Genomic DNA, 24,239 nt, shown 5'->3' with positions numbered 1-24,239 from the left:
GTTTGGGCTAGTTTTTGGCCGATAAGCGGCTCCTTTTTTGATTTTCCTTTACTTTTCAGGGGAAAAGAGGTATAATAATATGCACTATGTGTTGATTATTTAGGAGGATATAAATTAATGAAGGCAACATTTATCTCAAAAGAAAAAAATGATGTGAAATTCTCGATAGAATTTACACCAGAAGAATTCGAACAGGCGCAGATCAAAGCTTACAAGGCTTCCAAGCATAAGTTTACCATCGATGGGTTCAGAAAGGGCAAAGCCCCGCGGAGCATCATTGAAATGCATTATGGAGAAGGCATCTTCTTCGAGGATGCGGTAAACGATCTGTTCTCGGAAAACTATCCAAAGGCGCTCGACGAGCTGGAACTGGATGTCATCGACCACCCCAACGCAGAGTTCGGCGGATTGGAAAAAGGCAAAGGCTTTACCGTAACCCTTACGGTTCCCGTATACCCGGAAGTGGAAGTGAAGGATTACAAAGGCGTTGAAATCGAAAGAATCAGCGACGAAGTAACAGCAGAAGACGTGGAAAAAGAGCTGGAAAACCTGCAGAAGAGAAACTCCCGCATGGTGCTGGTGGAACGGCCGGCCAAAGAGGGAGACACGGTTCTGATCGATTACGAAGGATGGGTAGGCGATACTCAGTTCGAAGGCGGCACAGCTGAACGCCAGCCGCTGAAGCTGGGCTCCAACACCTTTATCCCCGGATTTGAAGAGCAGCTGATCGGCGCTTTGCCGGGCGATGAAAAAGATGTCCAGGTAACGTTTCCGGAAGAATATCATTCTCAGGATCTGGCGGGCAAAGAGGCTGTGTTCAAGTGCAAAGTACATGAAATCAAGGAAGAAGAACTTCCTGAGCTCAACGATGATTTTGCGAAAGATGTCAGCGAATGCGATACATTGGATGAATTAAAGCAGGAAACTGAGGAAAACTTAAAGAAGGCTGCTGCATCACGCGCAGAAAGCCAGATGAAGAACTCGGTGCTGGAAAAGGTTTACGAAGCTAACGAAATCGATATCCCGCAGGTAATGGTAGAAGACGAAATCACCAACATGATGCACGAATTCGACCAGCAGCTGCGCGGACAGGGAATGGGCCTTGAGCAGTATTTCGAATATCTGGGCAAAGACCCTCAGGATTTCAGAGGCGAGCTTAAGGATGACGCATACAAAAAGGTTAAGACCAGAATGCTGGTAAGCGCTGTTGCGGATGCGGAAGATATTCAGGCATCAGAAGAGGATCTGGATAAAGAGATCGAATTGATGGCAATCCAGTACAAACTGGACGCAGATAAGATCAGAGAAATGCTCGGCGTGCAGAACCTGGGATTCATCGAAAAGGATATTCGAATCAGAAAAGCTGTAGATTTTATGTTCGAACAGGCTGTAATTAAATAAAATATGTTTGAAGCATAAAAAAACAGTGAATAATGATAATGGGAAGTGGAAAGTCTGAATTACAGACTTTTCATTCTCATTATGAAAAGAAGAAAGCGAGGATTTTACGCAATGGCATTAGTTCCTTATGTAATTGAACAAACGAGCAGAGGAGAGAGATCCTATGATATTTATTCCAGACTGTTAAAGGACAGAATCATTTTCATAGGTGAAGAAATTGATGAACACTTAGCCAGCTTAGTCGTGGCGCAGCTTTTATTCCTCGAGGCGGAAGATCCGGATAAAGACATCTGTATCTATATCAACAGCCCCGGCGGTTCTGTGACGGCAGGCATGGCGATCTACGATACGATGCAGTATATTAAACCAGATGTTTCTACAATTTGTATCGGACTGGCGGCAAGCATGGGAGCGTTCCTGCTTTCAGCGGGCCAGAAAGGAAAACGATACGCACTTCCAAATGCGGAAATAATGATCCACCAGCCGCTGGGCGGAGTTAAAGGCCAGGCGGAGGATATTAAGATACACGCTGAATGGATCCTGAAGACCAGAGAAAAGCTCAATCGGATCCTCAGTGAGAATACGGGGCAGGATCTTTCCCGTATTGAGAAAGATACGGATAGGGATAACTTTATGAGCGCGGACGAAGCTCTTAATTACGGGCTTGTCGATCATATAAGCAAGTCCAGATAACAGGGGGAAATGATTCATGACGAAATATGATGAAAACAGAGAATTGAAATGCTCCTTCTGCGGAAAACCGCAGAGTCAGGTCAAACGCCTCATCAGCGGTTCAGGAGTATATATCTGCAATGAATGTGTGGGCCTTTGCCAGGACATTATCGCAGACGAAGAGCGTGCAAGCGAAAAGCATGCAGTAACAGGAGACAGCTACCGGCTGCCCAAGCCGATGGAAATTTCACAGATTCTGGGAGATTATGTCATCGGTCAGGACGGAGCAAAAAAAGCTTTGGCCGTAGCCGTCTACAATCACTATAAGAGAATCAACAATGTATTAAGTTCAGGGGATGATGTGGAACTGCAAAAGAGTAATATCGTCATGATCGGGCCTACCGGCTCAGGCAAGACACTGCTGGCACAGACCCTGGCAAAAATTCTCAATGTACCCTTTGCCATTGCCGATGCCACAGCGTTGACAGAGGCCGGCTATGTAGGGGAAGATGTGGAGAACATTCTGCTGAAACTGATTCAGGCTGCAGATTATGATATCGAAAAAGCACAGAAAGGCATCATCTATGTGGATGAAATCGACAAGATTGCCAGAAAATCCGATAACCCTTCCATCACCAGAGATGTGAGCGGAGAAGGGGTGCAGCAGGCGCTCCTGAAGATCTTAGAGGGAACTATCGCCAGCGTGCCTCCCCAGGGCGGGAGGAAACATCCCCATCAGGAATTCCTTCAGTTCGATACAACCAACGTGCTGTTCATCTGCGGCGGCGCTTTCGACGGACTGGATAAAGTCATTCAGCGCAGAATGGGTGAAAAGACCATTGGGTTCAATTCAAAGATTAAAGAAAGCTTGATCGAAGAGTCGGAGATTCTGAGACACATCCAGCCGGAGGACCTGTTGAAATACGGATTGATTCCGGAATTTATCGGCCGTCTGCCGGTAATTGTGACCCTGGAAGAGCTGTCAAAAGAAGCTTTGGTACAGATTATCACCGAGCCGAAAAACGCTCTGCTCAAGCAGTATAAAAAACTGTTCGCCATGGACGATGTGGAGCTGGAGATCGAAGACGAAGCCATCGAACGCATTGCCGAAAAAGCCATTGAGCGTAAAACCGGCGCCCGCGGCCTGAGAGGAATACTGGAAAATGTCATGACGGACATTATGTATGAAATTCCTTCCAGAAAGGACGTGGAAAAATGCATTATTACCAAAGAAACAATAGACAAAGAAATCGAGCCAAAACTGCTCTTGATCGATCAGAGCAAAGCAAAAGCGCACGATGAGACTGCATAAAAAAAGGGGCGGCTTGCTGATAAGTCGCCCTGCTTATCATATAGGAAATCTCCAATGCATGGCATTTCCTATAATTCAAAAAAGTTCACCTTGTGAAAGTGAGCGCGAAGCGCAGATAACGTTTTGTAAGGAAACTTTTTTATATTATTACAATCAGGAGGACAGATTATGACAGAAGAAATGAATATAAAAGAAGAAGTCAGCAAAGAAGCGCTTGACTTTGAAGACGAAAATGTGCTGACGCTGCCAATGATCCCTCTGCGGGGCCTTTCTGTGTTTCCAAACATGGTGCTCCATTTTGATATTGGAAGAGAAAAATCCATCAACGCACTGGAAAAAGCCATGGTGATGAACCAGTACATTTTCCTGGCGGCACAGAAGGACGAAAATACCGACCTGCCCACACCGGAAGATTTCTACCATGTGGGTACCATCGGCAAGATCAAGCAGATGCTCAAACTGCCCGGTGATTCTATCCGGGTACTGGTGGAAGGAGTCTGCAGAGGACAGATTGATGAAATCATCTTTGAAGTACCCTATTTCCAATGCGTGGTAACCAAGATCGAAGATCCGGAACCGGAGGAAGTGTCGCCAAAGACCGAAGCCTTAATGCGCGCCGTACTCAATGGGTTTGACGAATATCTGGCGGTAAACCAGAAGCTGGCTCCGGAAATCTTTCCTACAGTAGCGGGCATTGAAGAGCCGGGCCGCTTCGCGGATATGATCGGCTCCCATCTGGATATCAAGATTGAAGACAAGCAGATTTTGCTGGAAACCATCGATGTGGATGAAAGGCTGGAAAAGCTCAACGAACTTTTGGCCAGAGAAATTGAAATTCTCAATATTGAGCAGGACATCACTACCAAAGTAAAATCTCAAATGAACAAAAACCAGCGGGAATACTATCTGCGGGAGCAGATGCGGGCGATTCAGGATGAACTGGGAATCAGCGAAGATCTGGAAGACGAAGTGGAAGACTGGTTGGAACAGCTGAAAAAGCTCAAACTGGACAAGAAAATAAACGAAAAAATAGAGAAAGAAATCAAGCGTTTCGGCAAGATGCAGCCGGCCAGCGCCGAGGCGTCGGTAAGCAGAACCTATATCGAGACGATCCTAGGCCTTCCGTGGCATAAGGAAAAGAAAGGAAACATCGATCTTTCCAAGGCGGAAAAGATTCTCAATGAGGATCATCATGGACTGGAAAAGGTCAAGGAACGGGTATTGGAATACCTGGCAGTGATTCAGCTCTCTAAGAGCTTGAAGGGGCCGATTCTGTGCCTTGTAGGACCTCCGGGAGTCGGAAAAACGTCCATTGCCAAGTCGGTTGCCAGAGCCATCAACCGGGATTTTGTCAGAATGTCCCTGGGCGGCGTCCGGGACGAAGCGGAGATTCGCGGACACAGAAGAACCTATATCGGAGCCATTCCAGGCCGCATCATCACCTCCATCAAGGAAGCCGGCAGCAAGAATCCGGTGTTCCTTTTCGACGAAGTGGATAAGATCGGCGCTGATTTCAAAGGCGACCCAGCTTCCGCGCTGCTGGAAGTCCTGGACCCGGAACAGAACAAAGAATTTACGGACCATTACCTGGAAGTGCCATTTGATCTTTCCAAGGTGATGTTCATTACAACGGCCAACACCATCGATACCATTCCAAGACCCCTTTTGGACAGAATGGAAGTGATCAACGTGGCCGGCTATACAGAGGAAGAAAAGGTTAAGATCGCGCAGGATTACCTGATTCCGAAAAAAGTCAAGGAACACGGCTTAAAGGAAGAGAATATTAATTTCTCAGAAAAGGCTCTGCGAGATCTGATCAACTATTATACGAGAGAATCCGGTGTGCGTAATTTGGAACGGGAGATCGCCAATATTTGCCGGAAAGTAGCCAGAAAGATCGTTGGCGGAAAGAAGACAAATTTCCGCATAACTGAGAAGAATCTGGAAGGCTACCTGGGCAAGCGGCGTTTCCACTATGATATTATTACCGGAGAAGCCGAAGTGGGGGTAACCACCGGCCTGGCTTGGACTGTGGTTGGAGGAGATACGCTTTTTATCGAAACCACGGTAGTGCCCGGCAGCGGCAAGCTGGTGCTGACCGGCCAGCTGGGCGAAGTGATGCAGGAGAGCGCTAAAGCTGGAATCAGCTATATCCGTTCAATCGCTGACAAGCTGGAGATCAACCACGATTTCTATAAGGAACAGGATCTTCATATTCATATTCCGGAAGGAGCTGTTCCAAAGGATGGCCCGTCTGCAGGTGTGACCATGTGTACGGCGATCATCTCCACGCTGACCGGCACGCCGGTGAGAAAAGATGTGGCCATGACCGGCGAAATCACCCTTCGGGGAAAAGTTCTGCCAGTGGGTGGAATCCGTGAAAAAGTTTTGGCTGCTCACAGAGCGGGCATTAAAAAAGTTCTTCTGCCCGCAGAAAATGAACGGGATATTGAGGATATTCCAAAGAACGTCCGCAGACAATTGGAGTTCGTCCTAATCCATACTGTGGATGAAGCCCTGGAGCACGCCTTAGTAAAGGATGAAAAATGATCATAAAGAAAGCAGAATTAGAAGCAGTAACCGCCAGAAAAGATCAGTATCCGGAGGACAACCTGAAAGAGATCGCTTTTGCAGGCCGGTCCAACGTGGGCAAGTCCTCCCTGCTCAATCTGCTGACTGGCCGCAAAAAGCTGGCTAAGGTCAGCGGCAATCCCGGCAAGACCAGGACCATCAATTTTTACCGCATCAACGATACTTTTCGTATCGTTGATTTGCCTGGTTACGGATACGCAAAAGTATCTAAATCCGTGTCAGAGAGCTGGGGCAGCATGATGGAAACTTATTTTCAGAACCGTCAGGGCTTGATTAAGGTGGTGCAGCTGGTAGACATCCGCCATGCGCCGTCCAAACAGGATGTGCAGATGTATGATTTTTTGCGCCATTACGGTCTCGACGGTCTGGTGGCAGCGACTAAGGCAGATAAGGTTTCGAGAAACGAGCTGCAGAAGTGCATCCGTCAGATACGTACGACGCTGAAGCTGTCTGCTGACGACAAGGTAATCCCTGTTTCTTCACTGAATAAGACCGGACATGAGGAGCTGCTTTCTGAAATGGAAATTCTTTTGGAGGATTAAATGCAGTTTTTTGGTTTTAGAGTAATCATCAAAAGAATAAAGGCAATTCGATTTATGATGAAGGATAAGTCTGTGCCTAAGCGGAAAAAGGCGCTGATCATAGCGGGCATCATCTATTTGTTCCTGCCCATTGATCTGATCCCGCCGATTCTGTTTCCCATCGCCTGGGTCGATGACCTGATTTTGTGGCTATGGATTTTGTGGCATCTCAGAGAAGAACTGGATAAGTATTGGATGGGCGGTAAGGAAGTGGACCTTTCAAAAAAATATCGTGGAAAAACGGTAATAGATGATGTAGAATATGAAGTTAGGGACAAAGATAAAGACAAAGACAAAAAGGAGTAACAATATGGCAAGAGATGTGGTTGGTGAAATCATGATCACCCAGGAGCAGATCGATGAAAGAGCGCGCCAGATCGGAGCTCAGATCACGGAAGATTATAAAGGTGAGGAAGTGGTGCTGGTTGGAATTCTGAGAGGGGCAGTCCTCTGGATGGGCGATATTATGAAAAATGTGGACCTGGACATGATCATCGATTTCATGGCAGTCAGCAGCTATGGCGCTTCTACCAAATCATCGGGCGTGGTTAAGATCATCAAGGATTTGGATTCGGATATCGAAGGCAAGAACGTAATCATCGTCGAAGACATTGTGGATTCAGGCACGACCCTCAATTATCTGAAGCATTATCTGCAGAACCGCAACACGAAGAGCGTCCGCATTTGTACGCTGCTGAACAAACCGGCAGGCAGGCGGGTGGAAATTGATGTGGATTACATAGGTTTTGAGGTGGACGATCGGTTCATAGTAGGCTACGGTCTGGATTTTGATCAGAGATACCGCAATCTGCCATATATAAGCTTTTTAGAAGATTGAGTCTGCTCTCTGTAAGAATGCTGGCTTTGCACGTTGGGTATTCTTTACTTTGGGCAGCTTCAATAAATAGAAAAAGGAGATACATAAAAATGGGTTACAAAGTTCAAATTGGTTTATCAAACAAGCACCTTCATCTGAAAGAAGAGGATATTGAGATCCTGTTCGGCAAGGGCCACAAGCTCACTCCGACGAAAGATTTGGTACAGCCGGGACAGTTTGCTTGCGAGGAAAAGGTTGACATCGTAGGACCGAAAGCTACGCTGAAAGGCATCCGCGTATTGGGACCGGCCAGACCGGAAACACAGATTGAACTGGCTGCTACAGATGCCAGAGCGATTGGGATCAAGGCCCCGGTAAGAGAGTCAGGCAAGCTGGAAGGCACGCCGGGCTGCAAGCTGATCGGACCCTGCGGAGAGGTTGAACTGGATCACGGCGTAATGATCGCCCTGCGCCATCTTCACCTGAATCCTCAGCAGGCGGAAGAAGCCGGTCTGAAGGACAAAGATGTTGTCAGCATCAAGATCGAAGGCGAAAGAGGTTTGGTTTTCAATAACGTGCTGGTTCGTGCAGGTGTGAAACATGAAAAAGAAATTCATTTGGACACGGATGAAGGAAACGCAGCTGGATGCGGACCAAATACAATGGCAGAAGTCATTAAATAGTTTCTGATTATGAAAACAGGCGGCTTTTTACAAAGTGCGTCTGTTTTTTTGTTTGCAGCAGGGCGGCTGCCACACTCTGTGGTCATGAGAGAAACATGGAAATTTGGTCGTTGATTTGCTTGAAGGTGAGGGGCTGAGCTTTGGTTTCCCAGGTCATGATCAGATTGTCTCCCAGAAAATAACCGTATTTGCTGTACATGTCCAGTTTGCTCAGGGCTTTTCCGGCATATGCAGGATCGTCCATTTTGCCGAAATGCTCCCAATAGACCAACTTGCGGTCATGGGACCGTGGAATGCAAAAGTCAGGATAGATAACATGACTCCCTAAGATCAACTCCGGCTCATAACGAAATATGAGCTTGTTCTGTTCCAGCTTGGTTGCGATCATGGCCTCGGCTTTTGAGCGGGTCTGCAGGCCGTTTTCCGATTCATGGATGATGTCCTCCCTATGGAAAGGGTTTGAAGGGTAATCCGCATCTTTCCAGGTTTCAGGGTTTAAATCTCCGTCAAGCAAAAGGAAATCCGAATTAAAACCGGCATAGGCGGACGCCATTCGCTTCCGGACATCCCAAAAATCATAGGGCTTGAACTTTTTTAATAGCTTCTCACAGCAGCACACATTGTTTTTCAATAATGGCAGCGCTTTCTTTATATATTGAAATTCTGCAAGTTCCTGCTTTAAATTGTCTGCGCCTTTCCAGGCTGGCGGGATGGGAATCTGAACAGTCCTCCCCTTTTCGGATATCACGCGATAATAACATCCCTTTTTACAAGACAGGCTGCCATGGGGCAGTTCTTGCTGCCGCTGCTCCAGCTTCTCAACAAGCTCCTTTTGCCTTTGATATTCATTTTTTAATGCCTCCATAAGTTTGAGCTGCCTATACATAAAACCTCCTAACACATGAAAAGTAAATTTTTTACATTATAGCATTTAATGGAAAATTTTGCAATAATTTTAAACAAAATTACATTTAATTAGCTTTTAATACAAATCTACTGCATTTTTGATTTTTTGTATCAAAAATGCAGGCTGCAGGGTTTGACTTTACCAATTTTCCCATTTTGAAACCCCAAAAATGAAATTTTTTATGTTTTACAAACAAATAAGTACTGCGAGCCCATGAAATAAATACAAAAACCTACAATTTTCGTTTTTCTGCATCCACCCGCCCTCTCAGCCCGCCCCCCTTGCATTTCACCTTAATAGGGTGCTATAATTATACTAATCATACAAATGTTGGGGGGATGTGTAACAATGGCTGACTTAACACTGAAGGAAAAACTTCAGGCTGCGGGCCTGAAAACGGTCATATCCTATGTGGATAAGGATCCGGATCAAAACATACCAAAGATTGTTGACTGGCTGCTGAAACACGATATCGGCGGCGACAGCCTGACACCTCAAGTAAGAGTCATCAAAAAGTACATCAATGACAAGGACAATAACTGGTATAAATTGATCAAGAGTCTCTGGACAGACTGCGATGACGGAATTCGAAGAAAACTCTTCGAAAATTTTATCATTAATGCCGGTATGCTGGGGCCGAAAAAACAACTGAAAGTAAAAGAAAAGTACAACTGCAACGTACCGTGGGCGATCCTGCTGGATCCCACCTCTGCCTGCAACCTGCACTGCATAGGCTGCTGGGCGGCGGATTACGGCCATCAGATGAGCCTCACCTTTGAAGAGCTGGACAGCATTGTAACCCAGGGCAAAGAAATGGGTACCTATATGTATATCTTCACAGGCGGTGAGCCGCTGGTGAGAAAAGACGACGTCATGCGCCTCTGCGAAACCCACGATGACTGCGCATTTTTATCCTTCACCAACGCAACGCTGATCGATGAAGCCTTTGCCGATGAAATGCTGCGGGTAAAGAATTTCATACCGGCCATGAGCATTGAAGGCTTTGAAAAGGAGACCGACGAAAGAAGAGGAAAAGGTACTTATCAGGCCATTATGAAGGCGATGGATATCCTGCGTGAAAGAAAGCTGCCCTTTGGAATTTCCACCTGCTACACCAGCACCAATGCGGAAGTCCTTGGCAGTGAGGAATTTTTCGACGCGATGATTGAAAAAGGCGTCAAATTTGCCTGGTACTTTACATATATGCCGGTTGGAACGGATGCCGAACCGTCGCTTCTTGCAAAGCCGGAACAGAGAGCGTTCATGTATCGTCAGATCCGAAAGTTCCGAACCACAAAGCCGATCTTTACCATGGACTTTTGGAACGACGGAGAATTCGTCGGCGGCTGCATTGCAGGAGGGCGTTCTTATCTGCATATCAACGCCAACGGCGACATTGAACCGTGTGCGTTCATCCATTACTCGGACTGCAATATTAAAGATACAACCTTGCTGGAAGCTTACCAGAAGCCGCTCTTCATGCAGTATCACGATAATCAGCCCTTCAATGATAATATGCTGAGGCCGTGCCCGCTGTTGGATAACAAAGGAAAATTGGCGGAAATGGTCAAAGCCAGCGGCGCTCATTCGACGGATATGCAGAGCCCGGAGGATGTTGATAACCTCTGCGCCAAGTGCTTTGCTGCTGCTGATAAATGGGAGCCGATCGCGGACGAACTTTGGGAGAACAATCCAAAACATCAATACGCAGGACCAAGGGTTAACAAATAAAAGAACCGTAAAAAAACACCACATTCCCAAGCAGCTTCCGTCTGCTTTCGGAGGTGGTGTTTTTATATGGGCTGCGGCGCCTTAGTGTTCCATCTGCTTGGCGAGGAAAGAAGCTCCAATTTCAGCCGCCTTAAGTTCCACATCAGTAAGGGTGCGGTTCTGCTTGGGCAGAATGGTAATTGATCCGATGGCATCTCCGTGGGCCAAAATTGGAACCACGATCTTGGCCTCATTATGGAAGCTGGTCTTGCTTTGAATGATTTTGTCGAGCTCATAGTCCACTTTCTTATCCATATATTCAGCTTTGCTTCCGCCGGATACCGCAACAATTTGATCCGTATCGGAAACAATGACAGTGCTGTCCAGAATCGATGCCGCTGTTTCGGCATATTCGCCGGCAAACTGACCAAGCTCGTTGATGGGAGAGTATTTTTTCAGGATCACCTCCCCATTGCTGCTGGTATAAATCTCCAGCGGATCACCTTCGCGTATGCGCAGGATCCTTCTTATTTCTTTGGGAATCACCACCCTTCCCAGGTCGTCGATTCTTCTTACAATTCCTGTTGCTTTCATAGCTTATAATCCTTTCTTCGTTGTTGATCTTTTGTGTTCAAAGATAGTCTTTGCTAAAATAAATGAAATATACTGCCTGCAAAAGAAAAATAAGCCTAAAATCTTTGACATTTATTAACGGAGATAGTAACATTCTTAATAGGATGTGCGCAGTATCGTCGCAGAAAGGGCCATTTTGATACTGCGCCGGCTGATTCAAACGGCCGATGCCGTAACGAAAGCTTGGAGATGAATATGCGAAAAATTAAAGGTTTATGGAAGTTACTGTTTGGAAGAACCACTTTACTGGTGTTGTTGCTGCTCTTTCAGGTAGCGGTACTCATAGGCGGATTTGCCCTTTTAGATAAATATGTATTTCTTTTCAACTATATAATAGGCTTTATTTCCTTGATTATTCTGCTCTATATACTCAATGCCAGACAAAATGCCAGCTTTAAGCTGACCTGGATCATGCTAATTATGTTTACTCCATTTTTTGGCGTGGTTTTTTATCTTTTTACCAGGGTACAGCCAGGAACTAGATTTATTGCACGCCGAATTGAGAGCACGATTGAACATCAGCGGCCCTATTTAGCGCAGGACCCCCAGCTGCTGAAGCGCCTGCAGGCTGAATCCCCGGAAACGGCGGGGCTGGCCAAATACATCCATGACAGCGGTAACTATCCGACTTATGAAAATACCCAGGTAAAATACTTCCCTTCAGGTGAAGATAAATTCCGGGAAATGGTCAAAGCGCTCAAAGAAGCAAAAGAATTTATCTTCATGGAGTATTTTATCGTAGATAAAGGTTTCATGTGGGACACGGTTTTGGCGATTTTGGCGCAAAAGGTAAAGGAAGGAGTTGAAGTCCGCTTCATGTATGACGGCACCTGTTCCCTCTCCCTGCTGCCGCCCAAATACCCGGACAAACTGCGGAAGATGGGCATCAAATGTAAGGTTTTTGCTCCCATCATGCCGTTTTTATCGACCCATCAGAACAACCGGGATCACCGAAAAGTTCTCGTTATCGACGGGCACACTGCATTTACCGGAGGGATCAATCTGGCCGACGAATACATCAACGAAATTGAACGATTTGGACACTGGAAAGACACGGCGGTCATGGTCAAAGGCGATGCAGTGAAAAGCTTTACCCTCATGTTTCTTCAGATGTGGGATATTGCTGAAATCAATACACCGACGCCAACTGCCAAATATATTCGCAGCGGCTTTGAACCAGCAATGGATCTGCCGGCCGAAGGCTATGTGATTCCCTATGGCGACAGCCCGTATGATACCGAATATGTAGGAGAACGGGTCTACATGGATATTCTCTATAATGCCAAGCGCTATGTTCATATTATGACGCCCTATCTGATTCTGGATGAAGAAATGATTACGGCTTTGACCTATGCAGTCAAGCGGGGCGTGGAGGTCATTATTATGATGCCCCATGTGCCGGATAAAATCTATGCCTATCTTTTGGCACGCACTTATTATGGTGAACTGATCGATGCCGGTGTGGAAATCTATGAATATACGCCAGGTTTTGTGCATGCAAAGGTATTCACAAGTGATGATGAAAAGGCAGTTGTCGGGACGATTAACCTGGATTTCCGAAGCCTTTACCTGCATTTTGAGGATGCGGTTTTTATCTATAAAAATCCAGCCGTGGCCTCGGCGGAAGAAGATTTTCAAAGGACTTTGGAAAAGTGCCAGAAGATTACCAAGGAGGACTGCCGTCAGTACAATGTATTTAAAAAGCTTTTAGGCCGGGTTTTGCGCTTGGTAGCGCCATTGATGTAGGAATTGCAGGGTTGGTATTCATGCCCATTTGTGATATAATAGTTCCCGCTATTGAAAAATTGGCAAGGGAGAGGATAAAAATGCTGTTTAGCAACATAACCATAATTGATGAACATTTTCATGCTGTTGAAAATATGTATGTTGGAATAGATGGACAGACGATTACTTATATTAGTAAGGAGGCTCCCCAAAAGGCTTTTGGCCGGGTCTACGACGGAAAAGGAAAACTTTTGATGAGCGGGTTTTACAATACGCATGCCCACTCGCCGATGACGCTGATGCGCGGTTACGGAGAAAATCTGGTGCTGCAAGATTGGCTCAACAAAAAAATCTTTCCTTTCGAAGCCCAGCTGGACGGAAATGCAGTCTATTGGGCCACGCTGCTCGCTATGGCAGAGTCGATCCGCTTTGGAATCGTATCCACTACGGATATGTATTATTTTTCGGAAGACATGGTGAGGGCTGTCATAGAAAGTGGAGCAAAAAACAATATTTCCAGGTCGATCACCTGTTTTGACGATTCCAATCTCTTTGACCTTGTTGGCGCGAAGGAAATGAAAGCGCTGTATGAGAACCATCATAACGATGCCGACGGCAGGGTCAAAGTGGATATGAGCATTCACGCAGAATACACTTCGACGCCGAAGATTGTCCGGCAAATGGCGGACTATGCCAAATCCATCGGCGCTGGCATGCATGTACACCTTTCTGAAACAAAGTCCGAACATGAGGAATGTAAACAGAGACACCAGATGACACCTGCAGCTTATTTTTATAAGCTGGGCCTCTTTGATACGCCGACAACGGCAGCCCATTGCGTTTGGGTCGAAGGCGACGACTTCCATATTCTCAAAGAAAAGGCGGTGACGGTAGCGTCCAATCCGGTGAGCAATATGAAACTGGCCAGCGGTGTATGTAATGTGCCGAAGCTCTTGGATATGGGGATCAATGTTTCTTTGGGTACGGACAGCGTTGCCAGCAATAACAGCCTTAACTTCATTGAAGAAATGAAATACTTGGCTACGGCGGCCAAAGAAAAGCTGGGCGATCCAACGGCTGTTACGCCGAAGCAGGCCTTATACGCTGCCACCAGGGCGGGCGCACTGTCCCAGGGGAGAACGGACAGCGGTCTGCTCAAGGAAGGGTATAAGGCGGATCTAATCGTTTTGGATATCAGCGGACCCCATATGCATCCGGTTCATGATCTATGCAACAATGTGGTTTATTCCGCATCCGGAAGTGATGTGCTTATGACGATGGCGGACGGCAAAATCCTTTATGAAAATGGAAGACATTTCACAATTGATGTGGAAAAAACGATCTATGAAGCAACCAGAGCTACAAAACAAATCTTGAAGGCTCTGTAGGGGTATAGGAGGAATTATGGCTAAGAAATCCTTTGTACAGGGAGCAGCAGTCCTGGCGGTAGCCGGGCTGATGGTAAAAGTATTGGGGGCAATTTTCAGGATCCCCCTGGGAAATTGGATCGGCGATGTTGGCATGGCTAACTACAACCCGGCCTATTATGTATACAATTTTTTTCTGATTCTGGCGACAGCGGGTATACCGGTGGCGATTTCGAGAATGGTTTCTGAGCGGGTCAGCTTCGGACAGTTCGGAGAGGCTCACCGAGTCTTTAAAATCTCCAGGATACTAATGCTTGCCATTGGTGCGGTATCCTTTGTGGTCGTTTTCTTCGGCGCTGAATTCTTTGCGGAAAAAGTCAATGTGCCTGGTGCGGCACTGGCTATGCGGGCCATTTCTCCGGCACTGCTCTTTGTACCGGTAATGGCTTCCTACAGAGGTTATTTTCAGGGCATGCAGGATATGAAACCGACTGCGATTTCCCAGGTAATCGAGCAAGTGTTCCGTGTAGCGGTAGGTCTCAGTTTGGCTTACTTCTTTTTCCACAGTGCGGCAGCACTGGGTTCTGCAAGCAAGTTCCAGCCGGAAGAGACCGGAGCCGCGGGTGCGACTTTGGGGGCAGCCGCGGGAGCAGTAGGAGGCCTTCTGGTCATGCTGATCGTCTATTCCATGAGTAAGGGCAAATTAAAGAGAAGAATCAAAACTCAGCGAAAAATGCGTAGAGTGGAACCGAGCTCTTCGATTTTAAAAAAAATTGCGATTATTGCCGTTCCCATCACCATTGGCGCGGCGATCATGCCCATTGTAAACCTGGTGGATGTAACAATTGTGGTTAAACGGCTCCAGGACGCGGGCTGGGATCCGACCCAAGCAAGGGCGATGTACGGCCAGCTGAGCGCTTTTGCAGGATCGCTGATTAACTTCCCTCAGGTGCTGACCCAGGCGGTGGCCATGAGCCTGGTGCCCCTTGTGGCAGCGGCGTATAAACAAAAAGATATTCGTTACTTACAGGAAAATGTGTCCACTGGACTGAGAATGGCGGTTATCCTGGGGCTTCCCTGTGCATTAGGTCTCTTTGCCCTGGCTGAGCCGATTCTGGTTCTCCTGTACCCGGCCCGGGAGGCCAGTGCGATCAGCGCTGCTCCCTGTCTGATGGTAATGTCAGTAGGGGTTGTCTTTCTTTCTACGGTACAGACACTCACCGGCGTACTTCAAGGTGTGGGCAAGCAGATGATTCCGGTCCGCAACCTGGCCATCGGAGTTGTAGTTAAAATTATCATAACATGGACTTTAACAGGAATTAAGTCTATCAATATATTGGGAGCCGCCGCGGGAACGGTGACTGCCTATTTGATCGCCTCCGTACTGAACATCATTGCTGTGCGCAAACATACGGGTACCAAGTTCGATCTGATGTCTACGGCAGTAAAACCGCTTATCTCATCCGTGGTAATGGCGATCTGCGCGTGGGGCAGCTACAAGATTCTGTTTACGGTGTTATCCGGGAGCAGGCTGGCAACGGTTGCAGCAATTCTTTTGGCAATGGTAGTATATGGAATTATGGTATTTGCAACGAAAACAGTGACAAAAGAAGAAGTTGCGAAGATGCCGAAGGGGGATAAAATCGTCCGCATTTTAGATAAATTCATAAAGTAATGAAGCAATCCCGTAGGAATGCCCTTTTTTTAGTCAAACTGATGCAAAACTGTTGACAAAACCATTGAAAAATGGGACAATAAGCATCAGAGAGAGTGGAGGAACTTACTAGAGATTATTAAAAAAAGCTTTTAGCAAGCAGAGTGGGACAAACCGCTTGATCAATACTAATTTATTTTTTAAGGAGGAATTATTGATGAATAAGGCTGAATTGGTAGCTGCAGTAGCAGAAAAGACAGGGTTTACAAAGAAAGACGCGGAAGTTGCAGTGAATGCATTTGTTTCCAGCGTTGAGGAAGCTCTGGTAAAAGGGGAAAAGGTACAGTTGATCGGATTCGGTACTTTTGAAACTCGTCAGAGAAAAGCCAGACAGGGCAGAAACCCGAGAAAACCAGGCGAAGTCATTAAAATTGCCGCATCAAAGGCTCCTGTTTTCAAGGCAGGCAAAGCGCTTAAGGATGCAGTAAACAAATAAGCGATAGAAATAAAGGGCAACGCCAGTTGCCCTGTTTTTTTTAAGAGGTGAAAATGAGAATCGATAAATTTCTTAAAAACTCAAGATTAATCAAACGTCGGACTGTGGCAAAAGAAGCATGTGAACAGGAACGGATCTTGGTAAACGATAAAGTCGCAAAGCCGGGAACGGAAGTAAAAGAGGGAGATGTGATACACATCCGGTTCGGGAGCAGCAGTGTAACGGCGCGGGTAATTAAGCTCTTGGACTCCAGCCGGAAAGAAGATGCTGCTGACATGTACGAGATCATAGAATAAAATGGAAACCTTCTGTCAACAATAACCTTGAGACGGTTTGACGGGAGGTTTTTTTATGCGTGTCGGAATACCAAAAGCATATTTTTATTATGCCTATAAACCCTTTGTAGAGGCATTCTGCCAGGGCCTGGGAATCCAGGTGGAAATAAGCGGGGATACCGATCAGGAGACTCTAAAACAAGGGAACCTGGCCTGCGTTGACGAGGCATGCCTGCCGGTCAAAGTGATGTGCGGCCATGTAAAAAAACTGGCTGATTGCTGTGACGCGATTGTTCTGCCCCGGATCATGAATACGGAATACGGAGAATCAATATGTCCCAAGGTTGCAGGAGCAGCAGATCTGGCTGCGGCAGCAGGCGTGGAAGACAAGCTGATTTTTACCGACCCCCTTTATTTGCACGACCGTAAAAAATTAGAAAAAGCCCTTTGGAAAGCGTGTAAAAAATTAGGCGTGCGCAGAATGGATTTTAAGGTAAATTTTCTCAACGCTCTATTGACGCAAGAGATGGCCCTAAAGGGGCTGGATGAGGAAGGCTATGATTATAAGGTTTTTCTAGCAGGTCACTGCTACAATATTTATGATTCTTTTATTAATATGGATTTGATCAATAAGCTGCATGGGATGAAGATTGGCGTGGTAACCGAGGAGCGGGTGCCACGGGAAGAAAAAGACAACGGCCTTGCCTATACCGATCTGATGAAAAAACCATATTGGTCTTTTTTTGTGAACAATTTTGGGAGCATGGAGGCACTGCGGAAAAAAGGAATCGACGGCATCGTTTATCTTTCTTCCTTTTCATGCGGAACGGATTCCTTTACCGTGGAAATGCTGAAGAACAACCTTAAGGGACTCCCTTTGCTGGTGTTAAAACTGGACGAACAGCGGGGCGAGGCTGGGTTTGATACCAGGCTGGAGGCTTTTGCCGAAGTTCTGAAGGGGAGGCGGCAGGCATGAAGGTGACGTTTCCCCATTTGGGTCCCGCATATCTGGCAGCGGCGCTGGCTTTCAAGGAACTGGGGATACCGGCCGTCGTACCGCCGGCCAATTCGGGAAAAACGTTGGAAAAGGGCAAGTCCGTTTCACCAGAAGAAATGTGCCTGCCTTTTAAATTTATGGCGGGAAATTTGATCGAAGCTTATGAGCTGGGAGCACGGCGTGTAATTATGCCGGCAACCATGGGGCCGTGCAGATTAGGGGAATATGGCGAACTGCTGAAACAAGTCCTAGGCCGTGCTGGTTATAAGATGGAGTGGATCCTCATGGATACGCCCAAATCGATTGGATATAAGGAGTGGCTGCAGCGTCTGGCCCTAGCGGGAAGCGAAAGCGATGCGTCAGTTCTCCAGGCAATACGCGTACTGGGCGGCAGTATCCGATTAATGACCTCACTTGACCGCCTGGAAACAAAGATTAAGGCTAGGGCGGGTTATACCAGTCATCCTGGCGAGTGTGTACGACTTCTCCGATCGCTTCGAAGAGAACTGGAGGTTAGCGAAACGCTGTCCGGTGCCCGCCGCGTGATTGAAACGTATGAGAGAGCGGCCAAAGCCCTTTCCCACAACCCTGAATGTGAGCCGATCAGGGTCCTAATTACAGGAGAAATTTATACTTCTATTGAATCGGCTGCCAATCAAAACCTGGAAGAACACTTGATGCAGATGGGATGCTCGGTGAGAAGACCAGTTAACATCAGCTGGTGGATGGGGCATACAATCCGTTCAGCGTTCCCAATACGTTCAAAGGGAAAGAAAAGTCCATATCTTCCTTATAGTATCGGCGGATATGCTAAGGAAACGGTTGAGGAAATATGGGGCTCTAAAGAGGACGGAATTATACAGATTATGCCGGCCGGGTGTATGCCGGAAATCGTTGCAAAGGCTGCCAGCAATTTAGTCCAGGAAAAACAGGGGGTGAAAATCCTTCACCTGGTATTCGATGAGATGCAGGCAAATGCAGGATATGAAACTAGAGTAGAAGCGTTCGTGGATATGCTGGAAAGGAGAAAACGTGTATTTCTTGGGAATTGATGTGGGATCAATCAGTACGGATTTGGTGGTGATCGATGAAGCTTGCAGCATAAAAGAACAATTATATCTAAAGACAAAGGGCAGACCGTTAAATGCGATCGCCGAGGGTCTGAGGGAACTGGGGCGGCAGTTTGATTCGACGGATATTGGAAAAGCGGGAACCACCGGCAGCGGCCGAGGGCTTGCCGGAGCCTTTGCCGGCGCTGATGTGATCAAGAATGAAATTACGACTCACGCCGTTGCTGCGGCAAAGATCGACCCGGATATCCGTACTATCATTGAAATCGGCGGACAGGATTCAAAGCTGATTTTGCTGGAAGACGGGCTGGTATCTGATTTTGCCATGAATACGGTCTGCGCTGCCGGGACAGGTTCATTCTTGGACCGGCAGGCGGAAAGGATGGGAATCCCCATCGAAAAATTCGGGGAGGTTGCGCTTCAGGGCAGGAATCCGGCGCCCATAGCCGGCCGCTGCGCGGTCTTTGCAGAGTCAGATATTATTCATCAGCAGCAGATGGGCGTTTCCGAAGAAAATCTCCTGGCCGGCGTCTGCCGGGCTTTGGCGGCCAGTTATTTATCCAATGTGGCCCAGGGAAAGAAGCTGCTCCCAAAGGTCTGCTTTCAGGGTGGAGTGGCCGCTAACAAGGGTTTGAAAGCCGCATTTGAAGAAGCGCTGGATATGGAAATCTTCGTGCCAAAGGAGCACAGAATCATGGGAGCATATGGGGCCGCGCTGCTGGCCTGGGAACAAAAGGCCCGGCCAGGGACCTCCTTCAAAGGCTTTGACCAGGGAAATCTGGATGTGGAAATCAAAGAAACATCCTGCTGCGACTGCCCGAATCAGTGTAATGTAATCAGGCTCTTTCATGAGGGCAGGTCCATCGGAGCATTTCAGGATCGGTGCGGTAAGTATCAAAGGGTCTAGTAAAAATATGTAATAAAATTGGGCAGGCCGCGTAATGCGGATGCCCAATTTTTTTGCAGTTAAAAAATGTTTCCGGCGGATAAGGACTCATTGTAATGGAGGAAGGTCATCTGCTCCTGCAGACATGCCAGCTCTCCGGTTGAATTGGAATCATCCTTAGCCTTAATATAATATTTAGACTTGGCGATGGAGTAATCGGCTTCGTTGATGGCGTCGGTATCAAGGAAGAAGGCAGCTGTCTTTTTATATTTGTGCCAGCTGTCGGAAACTTCCTCAAAATGAGCGTATGCATCATCCCAGTTTTTTGCTTCGATCTCAGGAATGATCGTAGTTTCAATCTGATCAATGTAGCCCTGCAGTCTGGTGTCTGAATAATTGTCAAACACGCACCAAGCTCCCACCAGCACTCCCAGACAGATCAATGAGACTATGAAGTTGCGCATGATGTCACCTCCGTGGCTTTCTTTTTATCCGGGCTGGATACATACACATGAAGTTTTTTCGCCTCATCACAAAAAGCAAAGAACACCTCTTCGTATCCGTTCAAGTCAAGCTCCTTCAGATGTTTCTTTAACGCATCTTCGTTCCAGCCCAATGCGAGCAGGTTGCTTCTGTACAGGGTTCCGTCAGCTATGAGAATCAAAGGCATGGTCTCCTGCTGCTTGGATATGTCCATATCGCTGGGAGTCAGAGGCTTTTTGTCCGCCTTGGGGATAATCGAAAGTTCGCCGTTTGATTCCATGACCGCATACTCCACATCGGAAAGAGAGGGTGCGTTGCCGATTCGCAGCTGCTCCATCAAATCGTTGATGGATATGCGCAGGTTTTTCAGCTCTTGTTCATTGATTTCGCCCTTTTCAATTAAAATACTGGGTTTTCCGTTGAGAAAATTTTTCACAGTTTCACTTTTAATCGAAATCAGCGAGATTAATACCTGCAGGAAGAGCAGTGTAAAAATCGCAATGACGCCATTGATGAGTGAAGCAGTGGAAGATTCGATGGGAATTGCCGCAAGCTCGGCGATCATAAAGATAACGACCAATTGAAACGGGGACATTTTGGACAGTTCTGATTTGCCCATGACTCTTATGGTAAACAGTACGATCAGATACAGTACAACCGTACGAATTAATATAATTACCAAAATAATTCACCTCCGTATAACATATATAATGATATTGTGTACCGAACAAGTCTTTGATATACTCCCAGTAAGTGGAGATGATAAATATGAAAAGAAGTTATGTCGGTTTTTCCCTGCTGTATACGTTTTCCTTTATGGCTTTGGGATCCTTCATGCCGCTGATCGGCCAATATCTGGCCTTCATCGGATTTTCCGGCACGCAGATCGGAACTATAACGGCTGCTGGTACTTGCGTGGCTATTTTTGCCGGAGCATTCTGGGGAAAAGTTTATGACGGCAGCAAAAACAAATATTTGTTGATTATGCTGCTGTGTTTGGCTGCTTCCCTGATCGCGGTTTCTTTGCTTGCGATAAGATGGTATCCACTGTTTTTGCTTTTATATGGATGTATGTATTTTTTTCAGGCGCCGGTGATGCCTCTTTCCGATTCGCTGACTTTGGAAGAATCACTGCCTTTCAGCCGTATTCGAAAATGGGGCGCGGTTGGTTTTGCGCTGGGCGTGTTCGGTTCCGGCAGATTGGCGGCCATGATCGGTCTAGAGACTATTTTTTGGTTTTACAGCATTTGTTTTTTTCTATCCGCTTTGCTGCTTATGCTCATGACAGGAAGCCGCGGATCGGTCAGGCAGAGTGTCCGGCAGAAAAAGACGGGCAGCTACCGCATGCTGCTGCGGGATAAGCGATTGATGCAGCTGATTCTTTGTACTTTTTTTGTGGGCGGCACCAATGTGGCCAATAATACATACTTTAGCTTTCTATATATAGAAGGAGGAGGGACTATCGCCGGGGTGGGAATTGTCATGCTTCTCATGGTGGGCAGCGAGGCGCCCTTCATGCAATGGTCCGCCAGGCTGGCCGGGCGCTTTTCCCTGGAGAAAACCATTCTTGGCGCAATTGGCGTTTCGGTAATTCGGTTTTTCATCTATAGCTTGGAGCCTTCTTATATTATCCTTGCGCTTCTGTTTTTTATGCAGGGAGCGGTCAATGGGATCATTCTTGTGGAATTTGTCCGGTATGTCAATCTGCTGGCCCCCTCCGGCCATGAGGGAATGGCGGTGGCTATGTACTATGCTCTGGGCAGCAACGGCAGCGCGATCGTCTGCCAGCTCATCGGCGGGGCGGCGCTGGATCGTTTCGGCCCCGGCGGCGTCTATTTCTTCTTTGCCGCATTCAATTTGATCGGACTGATTCTGTACCTGATTTTCGGTCTGCAAAAAAAGAGTAAAAAAGAAAGAGAAAAGCGGTTGACAGAGGGGAAGAAGTTTGGTAATATAGACAAGCTGTCAGGTGAGGCGGCGGAGTCAACGAGGGAGAGAAGAAACGGACCGAAAAAAAGAGGTTGACAAAGCAAAGCGCACATGGTAGTATATAAAAGTTGTCTCAGCGAGGCCGAAGGGCCGAAGCAAAGCCGAGGACGTCGAGAAAAAGCTAAAAAAAGCCCTTGACAAATTGGAAAAAATGAGATAAACTAGAAAAGCTCCGCAAAATGGAGCGGCCGCCTGAAATGAAGGGCGACAGAACCTTGAAAACTTCATAGTGTAGAAATTTAGTCAAAACGGGAATCGAGAGATTCTCAAGGAGATTAAAGAAAGAAACAATCATAAAATTGGTAAGACAATTGCGTGAGAGTTTCCGACAATTTCTAAAAAAGAAACAACAATAATTTCGAAAGAAATCGCGAAACGCGATGCGTTCGGAAGAGTAAGAACAAACTAGATTTATGTCTCGAAAGAGATTTAAATACCATTTATATGAGAGTTTGATCCTGGCTCAGGATGAACGCTGGCGGCGTGCCTAACACATGCAAGTCGAGCGAGAAGCTGATGATTGACACTTCGGTTGAGAGAATCAGTGGAAAGCGGCGGACGGGTGAGTAACGCGTAGGCAACCTGCCCTTTGCAGAGGGATAGCCTCGGGAAACCGGGATTAAAACCTCATGATGCTGTATGTCCGCATGGGCAGACGGTCAAAGATTTATCGGCAGAGGATGGGCCTGCGTCTGATTAGTTAGTTGGTGGGGTAACGGCCTACCAAGGCAACGATCAGTAGCCGACCTGAGAGGGTGATCGGCCACATTGGAACTGAGACACGGTCCAAACTCCTACGGGAGGCAGCAGTGGGGAATATTGCACAATGGGGGAAACCCTGATGCAGCAACGCCGCGTGAGCGAAGAAGGCCTTTGGGTCGTAAAGCTCTGTCCTTGGGGAAGAAAAAATGACGGTACCCAAGGAGGAAGCCCCGGCTAACTACGTGCCAGCAGCCGCGGTAATACGTAGGGGGCAAGCGTTATCCGGAATTATTGGGCGTAAAGAGTATGTAGGTGGTTTCTTAAGCGCAGGGTATAAGGCAATGGCTTAACCATTGTTCGCCCCGTGAACTGAGAGACTTGAGTGCTGGAGAGGAAAGCGGAATTCCTAGTGTAGCGGTGAAATGCGTAGATATTAGGAGGAACACCAGTGGCGAAGGCGGCTTTCTGGACAGTAACTGACACTGAGATACGAAAGCGTGGGGAGCAAACAGGATTAGATACCCTGGTAGTCCACGCCGTAAACGATGAGCACTAGGTGTCGGGCTCGCAAGAGTTCGGTGCCGGAGTTAACGCATTAAGTGCTCCGCCTGGGGAGTACGCACGCAAGTGTAAAACTCAAAGGAATTGACGGGGACCCGCACAAGCAGCGGAGCATGTGGTTTAATTCGAAGCAACGCGAAGAACCTTACCAGGGCTTGACATCCCTCCGACCGGTCCTTAATCGGACCTTTCTACGGACGGGGGAGACAGGTGGTGCATGGTTGTCGTCAGCTCGTGTCGTGAGATGTTGGGTTAAGTCCCGCAACGAGCGCAACCCTTGTCATTAGTTGCTAACAGTAAGATGAGAACTCTAATGAGACTGCCGTGGATAACACGGAGGAAGGTGGGGATGACGTCAAATCATCATGCCCCTTATGTCCTGGGCTACACACGTGCTACAATGGTCGGTACAAAGAGAAGCAAGACCGCGAGGTGGAGCAAATCTCAAAAACCGATCCCAGTTCGGATTGCAGGCTGCAACTCGCCTGCATGAAGTCGGAGTTGCTAGTAATCGCAGATCAGAATGCTGCGGTGAATGCGTTCCCGGGTCTTGTACACACCGCCCGTCACACCATGGAAGTTGGGGGCGCCCGAAGTCGGCTAGTAAATAGGCTGCCTAAGGCGAAATCAATGACTGGGGTGAAGTCGTAACAAGGTAGCCGTATCGGAAGGTGCGGCTGGATCACCTCCTTTCTAAGGAGACGAACGTTTCTGCACTATGAGTTT

At 47.2% G+C, this 24,239-nt stretch carries 22 protein-coding genes and 1 rRNA gene; 19 read left to right on the top strand and 4 right to left on the bottom strand.

The window, feature by feature from the left end; translation table 11 throughout:
• Nucleotides 1-117 precede the first annotated feature (117 nt).
• From tig to pduL, 8 genes are all read left to right on the top strand, one after another.
• Complete coding sequence (gene tig, locus NIA71_RS07165) at nucleotides 118-1,401, top strand: trigger factor (protein WP_253020045.1); 1,284 nt, start codon at nucleotides 118-120, stop codon at nucleotides 1,399-1,401.
• A gap of 111 nt (nucleotides 1,402-1,512) precedes the next feature.
• Nucleotides 1,513-2,094, top strand: a complete 582-nt coding sequence (gene clpP, locus NIA71_RS07160) for an ATP-dependent Clp endopeptidase proteolytic subunit ClpP (protein ID WP_148399129.1) — start codon at nucleotides 1,513-1,515, stop codon at nucleotides 2,092-2,094.
• Between the two features lie 16 nt (nucleotides 2,095-2,110).
• Nucleotides 2,111-3,385 (top strand): ATP-dependent Clp protease ATP-binding subunit ClpX, encoded by a 1,275-nt coding sequence (gene clpX, locus NIA71_RS07155; RefSeq protein ID WP_148399128.1) that lies wholly within the window; start codon nucleotides 2,111-2,113, stop codon nucleotides 3,383-3,385.
• Nucleotides 3,386-3,553: 168 nt separating this feature from the next.
• Nucleotides 3,554-5,935: an endopeptidase La gene (lon, locus tag NIA71_RS07150; RefSeq protein ID WP_148399127.1), complete on the top strand. Its 2,382-nt coding sequence runs from the start codon at nucleotides 3,554-3,556 to the stop codon at nucleotides 5,933-5,935.
• Nucleotides 5,932-6,519, top strand: coding sequence for a ribosome biogenesis GTP-binding protein YihA/YsxC (yihA, locus tag NIA71_RS07145; RefSeq protein WP_148399126.1), 588 nt, complete (start codon nucleotides 5,932-5,934; stop codon nucleotides 6,517-6,519). The genes lon and yihA overlap by 4 nt, the downstream gene beginning before the upstream one ends.
• Nucleotides 6,520-6,864 (top strand): YkvA family protein, encoded by a 345-nt coding sequence (locus tag NIA71_RS07140; RefSeq protein ID WP_148399125.1) that lies wholly within the window; start codon nucleotides 6,520-6,522, stop codon nucleotides 6,862-6,864.
• 4 nt (nucleotides 6,865-6,868) lie between these two features.
• Nucleotides 6,869-7,396, top strand: coding sequence for a hypoxanthine phosphoribosyltransferase (gene hpt / locus NIA71_RS07135; protein ID WP_148399124.1), 528 nt, complete (start codon nucleotides 6,869-6,871; stop codon nucleotides 7,394-7,396).
• Between the two features lie 89 nt (nucleotides 7,397-7,485).
• The gene (pduL, locus tag NIA71_RS07130) at nucleotides 7,486-8,058 is read left to right on the top strand and encodes a PduL/EutD family phosphate acyltransferase (protein ID WP_148399123.1); all 573 of its coding nucleotides are present in this window, start codon (nucleotides 7,486-7,488) and stop codon (nucleotides 8,056-8,058) included.
• An 82-nt stretch (nucleotides 8,059-8,140) separates the two neighbouring features.
• Here the strand turns inward: pduL and NIA71_RS07125 are convergent, their stop codons facing one another.
• A complete protein-coding gene (locus NIA71_RS07125; protein ID WP_253020044.1) occupies nucleotides 8,141-8,944 on the bottom strand; it encodes a hypothetical protein in 804 nt (267 codons plus the stop codon).
• A gap of 369 nt (nucleotides 8,945-9,313) precedes the next feature.
• Between NIA71_RS07125 and NIA71_RS07120 the strand changes: the two genes are divergently transcribed.
• Nucleotides 9,314-10,696 carry a radical SAM protein gene (locus NIA71_RS07120; RefSeq protein WP_253020043.1) on the top strand — a complete coding sequence of 461 codons (1,383 nt, stop codon included), beginning with the start codon at nucleotides 9,314-9,316 and terminating at the stop codon, nucleotides 10,694-10,696.
• An 81-nt stretch (nucleotides 10,697-10,777) separates the two neighbouring features.
• On the opposite strand, the gene NIA71_RS07115 is transcribed toward NIA71_RS07120, so the two are convergent.
• Entirely contained in the window at nucleotides 10,778-11,269 is a 492-nt protein-coding gene (locus NIA71_RS07115) for a stage V sporulation T C-terminal domain-containing protein (RefSeq protein WP_148399174.1), read from the bottom strand.
• 234 nt (nucleotides 11,270-11,503) lie between these two features.
• Here NIA71_RS07115 and cls point away from each other — a divergent pair, with 234 nt between their 5' ends.
• The 8 genes from cls to NIA71_RS07075 all read left to right on the top strand — a co-directional run bounded on the left by cls (nucleotide 11,504) and on the right by NIA71_RS07075 (nucleotide 19,799).
• A complete protein-coding gene (gene cls, locus NIA71_RS07110; RefSeq protein ID WP_253020042.1) occupies nucleotides 11,504-13,054 on the top strand; it encodes a cardiolipin synthase in 1,551 nt (516 codons plus the stop codon).
• An 80-nt stretch (nucleotides 13,055-13,134) separates the two neighbouring features.
• On the top strand, nucleotides 13,135-14,421 hold the full coding sequence (locus tag NIA71_RS07105) for an amidohydrolase (RefSeq protein ID WP_253020041.1): 1,287 nt from the start codon (nucleotides 13,135-13,137) through the stop codon (nucleotides 14,419-14,421).
• A 16-nt stretch (nucleotides 14,422-14,437) separates the two neighbouring features.
• Nucleotides 14,438-16,075, top strand: coding sequence for a putative polysaccharide biosynthesis protein (locus NIA71_RS07100; RefSeq protein ID WP_253020040.1), 1,638 nt, complete (start codon nucleotides 14,438-14,440; stop codon nucleotides 16,073-16,075).
• A 196-nt stretch (nucleotides 16,076-16,271) separates the two neighbouring features.
• A complete protein-coding gene (locus tag NIA71_RS07095) occupies nucleotides 16,272-16,550 on the top strand; it encodes an HU family DNA-binding protein (protein ID WP_148399178.1) in 279 nt (92 codons plus the stop codon).
• Nucleotides 16,551-16,603: 53 nt separating this feature from the next.
• A complete protein-coding gene (locus tag NIA71_RS07090; protein WP_148399179.1) occupies nucleotides 16,604-16,846 on the top strand; it encodes an RNA-binding S4 domain-containing protein in 243 nt (80 codons plus the stop codon).
• A 55-nt stretch (nucleotides 16,847-16,901) separates the two neighbouring features.
• Nucleotides 16,902-17,801 carry an acyl-CoA dehydratase activase-related protein gene (locus NIA71_RS07085; protein WP_148399180.1) on the top strand — a complete coding sequence of 300 codons (900 nt, stop codon included), beginning with the start codon at nucleotides 16,902-16,904 and terminating at the stop codon, nucleotides 17,799-17,801.
• Nucleotides 17,798-18,874 (top strand): 2-hydroxyglutaryl-CoA dehydratase, encoded by a 1,077-nt coding sequence (locus NIA71_RS07080; RefSeq protein ID WP_148399181.1) that lies wholly within the window; start codon nucleotides 17,798-17,800, stop codon nucleotides 18,872-18,874. The genes NIA71_RS07085 and NIA71_RS07080 overlap by 4 nt, the downstream gene beginning before the upstream one ends.
• A complete protein-coding gene (locus tag NIA71_RS07075; RefSeq protein ID WP_148399182.1) occupies nucleotides 18,855-19,799 on the top strand; it encodes an acyl-CoA dehydratase activase in 945 nt (314 codons plus the stop codon). Before NIA71_RS07080 ends, NIA71_RS07075 begins: the two co-directional genes overlap by 20 nt.
• Before the next feature lie 59 nt (nucleotides 19,800-19,858).
• Here the strand turns inward: NIA71_RS07075 and NIA71_RS07070 are convergent, their stop codons facing one another.
• Together NIA71_RS07070 and NIA71_RS07065 are read right to left on the bottom strand one after the other, a co-directional pair.
• Nucleotides 19,859-20,242 carry a DUF4363 family protein gene (locus NIA71_RS07070; protein WP_148399183.1) on the bottom strand — a complete coding sequence of 128 codons (384 nt, stop codon included), beginning with the start codon at nucleotides 20,240-20,242 and terminating at the stop codon, nucleotides 19,859-19,861.
• Nucleotides 20,227-20,943 carry a DUF421 domain-containing protein gene (locus NIA71_RS07065; RefSeq protein WP_148399184.1) on the bottom strand — a complete coding sequence of 239 codons (717 nt, stop codon included), beginning with the start codon at nucleotides 20,941-20,943 and terminating at the stop codon, nucleotides 20,227-20,229. The genes NIA71_RS07070 and NIA71_RS07065 overlap by 16 nt, the downstream gene beginning before the upstream one ends.
• A gap of 86 nt (nucleotides 20,944-21,029) precedes the next feature.
• Between NIA71_RS07065 and NIA71_RS07060 the strand changes: the two genes are divergently transcribed.
• Nucleotides 21,030-22,286: an MFS transporter gene (locus NIA71_RS07060; protein ID WP_253020039.1), complete on the top strand. Its 1,257-nt coding sequence runs from the start codon at nucleotides 21,030-21,032 to the stop codon at nucleotides 22,284-22,286.
• 404 nt (nucleotides 22,287-22,690) lie between these two features.
• Nucleotides 22,691-24,206, top strand: a 16S ribosomal RNA gene (locus NIA71_RS07055).
• Nucleotides 24,207-24,239 lie beyond the last annotated feature (33 nt).

This window comes from Ihubacter massiliensis (genome assembly GCF_024125305.1).
Taxonomy (GTDB): domain Bacteria; phylum Bacillota; class Clostridia; order Peptostreptococcales; family Anaerovoracaceae; genus Hominibacterium; species Hominibacterium faecale.
The sequence above is the reverse complement of the archived record's forward strand: the minus strand, read 5'-3'. Positions and strand labels throughout refer to the sequence as shown.

Excerpts from the sequence above, each read along its gene's own strand:
- NIA71_RS07140 (WP_148399125.1), top strand. The coding sequence starts at position 6,520 with ATGCAGTTTTTTGGTTTTAGAGTAATCATCAAAAGAATAAAGGCAATT.
- NIA71_RS07095 (WP_148399178.1), top strand. The coding sequence starts at position 16,272 with ATGAATAAGGCTGAATTGGTAGCTGCAGTAGCAGAAAAGACAGGGTTT.
- NIA71_RS07100 (WP_253020040.1), top strand. The coding sequence starts at position 14,438 with ATGGCTAAGAAATCCTTTGTACAGGGAGCAGCAGTCCTGGCGGTAGCC.
- NIA71_RS07115 (WP_148399174.1), bottom strand. The coding sequence starts at position 11,269 with ATGAAAGCAACAGGAATTGTAAGAAGAATCGACGACCTGGGAAGGGTG.
- lon (WP_148399127.1), top strand. The coding sequence starts at position 3,554 with ATGACAGAAGAAATGAATATAAAAGAAGAAGTCAGCAAAGAAGCGCTT.
- cls (WP_253020042.1), top strand. The coding sequence starts at position 11,504 with ATGCGAAAAATTAAAGGTTTATGGAAGTTACTGTTTGGAAGAACCACT.
- NIA71_RS07060 (WP_253020039.1), top strand. The coding sequence starts at position 21,030 with ATGAAAAGAAGTTATGTCGGTTTTTCCCTGCTGTATACGTTTTCCTTT.
- NIA71_RS07125 (WP_253020044.1), bottom strand. The coding sequence starts at position 8,944 with ATGTATAGGCAGCTCAAACTTATGGAGGCATTAAAAAATGAATATCAA.
- NIA71_RS07085 (WP_148399180.1), top strand. The coding sequence starts at position 16,902 with ATGCGTGTCGGAATACCAAAAGCATATTTTTATTATGCCTATAAACCC.
- hpt (WP_148399124.1), top strand. The coding sequence starts at position 6,869 with ATGGCAAGAGATGTGGTTGGTGAAATCATGATCACCCAGGAGCAGATC.
- yihA (WP_148399126.1), top strand. The coding sequence starts at position 5,932 with ATGATCATAAAGAAAGCAGAATTAGAAGCAGTAACCGCCAGAAAAGAT.
- tig (WP_253020045.1), top strand. The coding sequence starts at position 118 with ATGAAGGCAACATTTATCTCAAAAGAAAAAAATGATGTGAAATTCTCG.
- clpX (WP_148399128.1), top strand. The coding sequence starts at position 2,111 with ATGACGAAATATGATGAAAACAGAGAATTGAAATGCTCCTTCTGCGGA.
- NIA71_RS07105 (WP_253020041.1), top strand. The coding sequence starts at position 13,135 with ATGCTGTTTAGCAACATAACCATAATTGATGAACATTTTCATGCTGTT.
- NIA71_RS07120 (WP_253020043.1), top strand. The coding sequence starts at position 9,314 with ATGGCTGACTTAACACTGAAGGAAAAACTTCAGGCTGCGGGCCTGAAA.
- NIA71_RS07090 (WP_148399179.1), top strand. The coding sequence starts at position 16,604 with ATGAGAATCGATAAATTTCTTAAAAACTCAAGATTAATCAAACGTCGG.
- pduL (WP_148399123.1), top strand. The coding sequence starts at position 7,486 with ATGGGTTACAAAGTTCAAATTGGTTTATCAAACAAGCACCTTCATCTG.
- NIA71_RS07070 (WP_148399183.1), bottom strand. The coding sequence starts at position 20,242 with ATGCGCAACTTCATAGTCTCATTGATCTGTCTGGGAGTGCTGGTGGGA.
- NIA71_RS07080 (WP_148399181.1), top strand. The coding sequence starts at position 17,798 with ATGAAGGTGACGTTTCCCCATTTGGGTCCCGCATATCTGGCAGCGGCG.
- clpP (WP_148399129.1), top strand. The coding sequence starts at position 1,513 with ATGGCATTAGTTCCTTATGTAATTGAACAAACGAGCAGAGGAGAGAGA.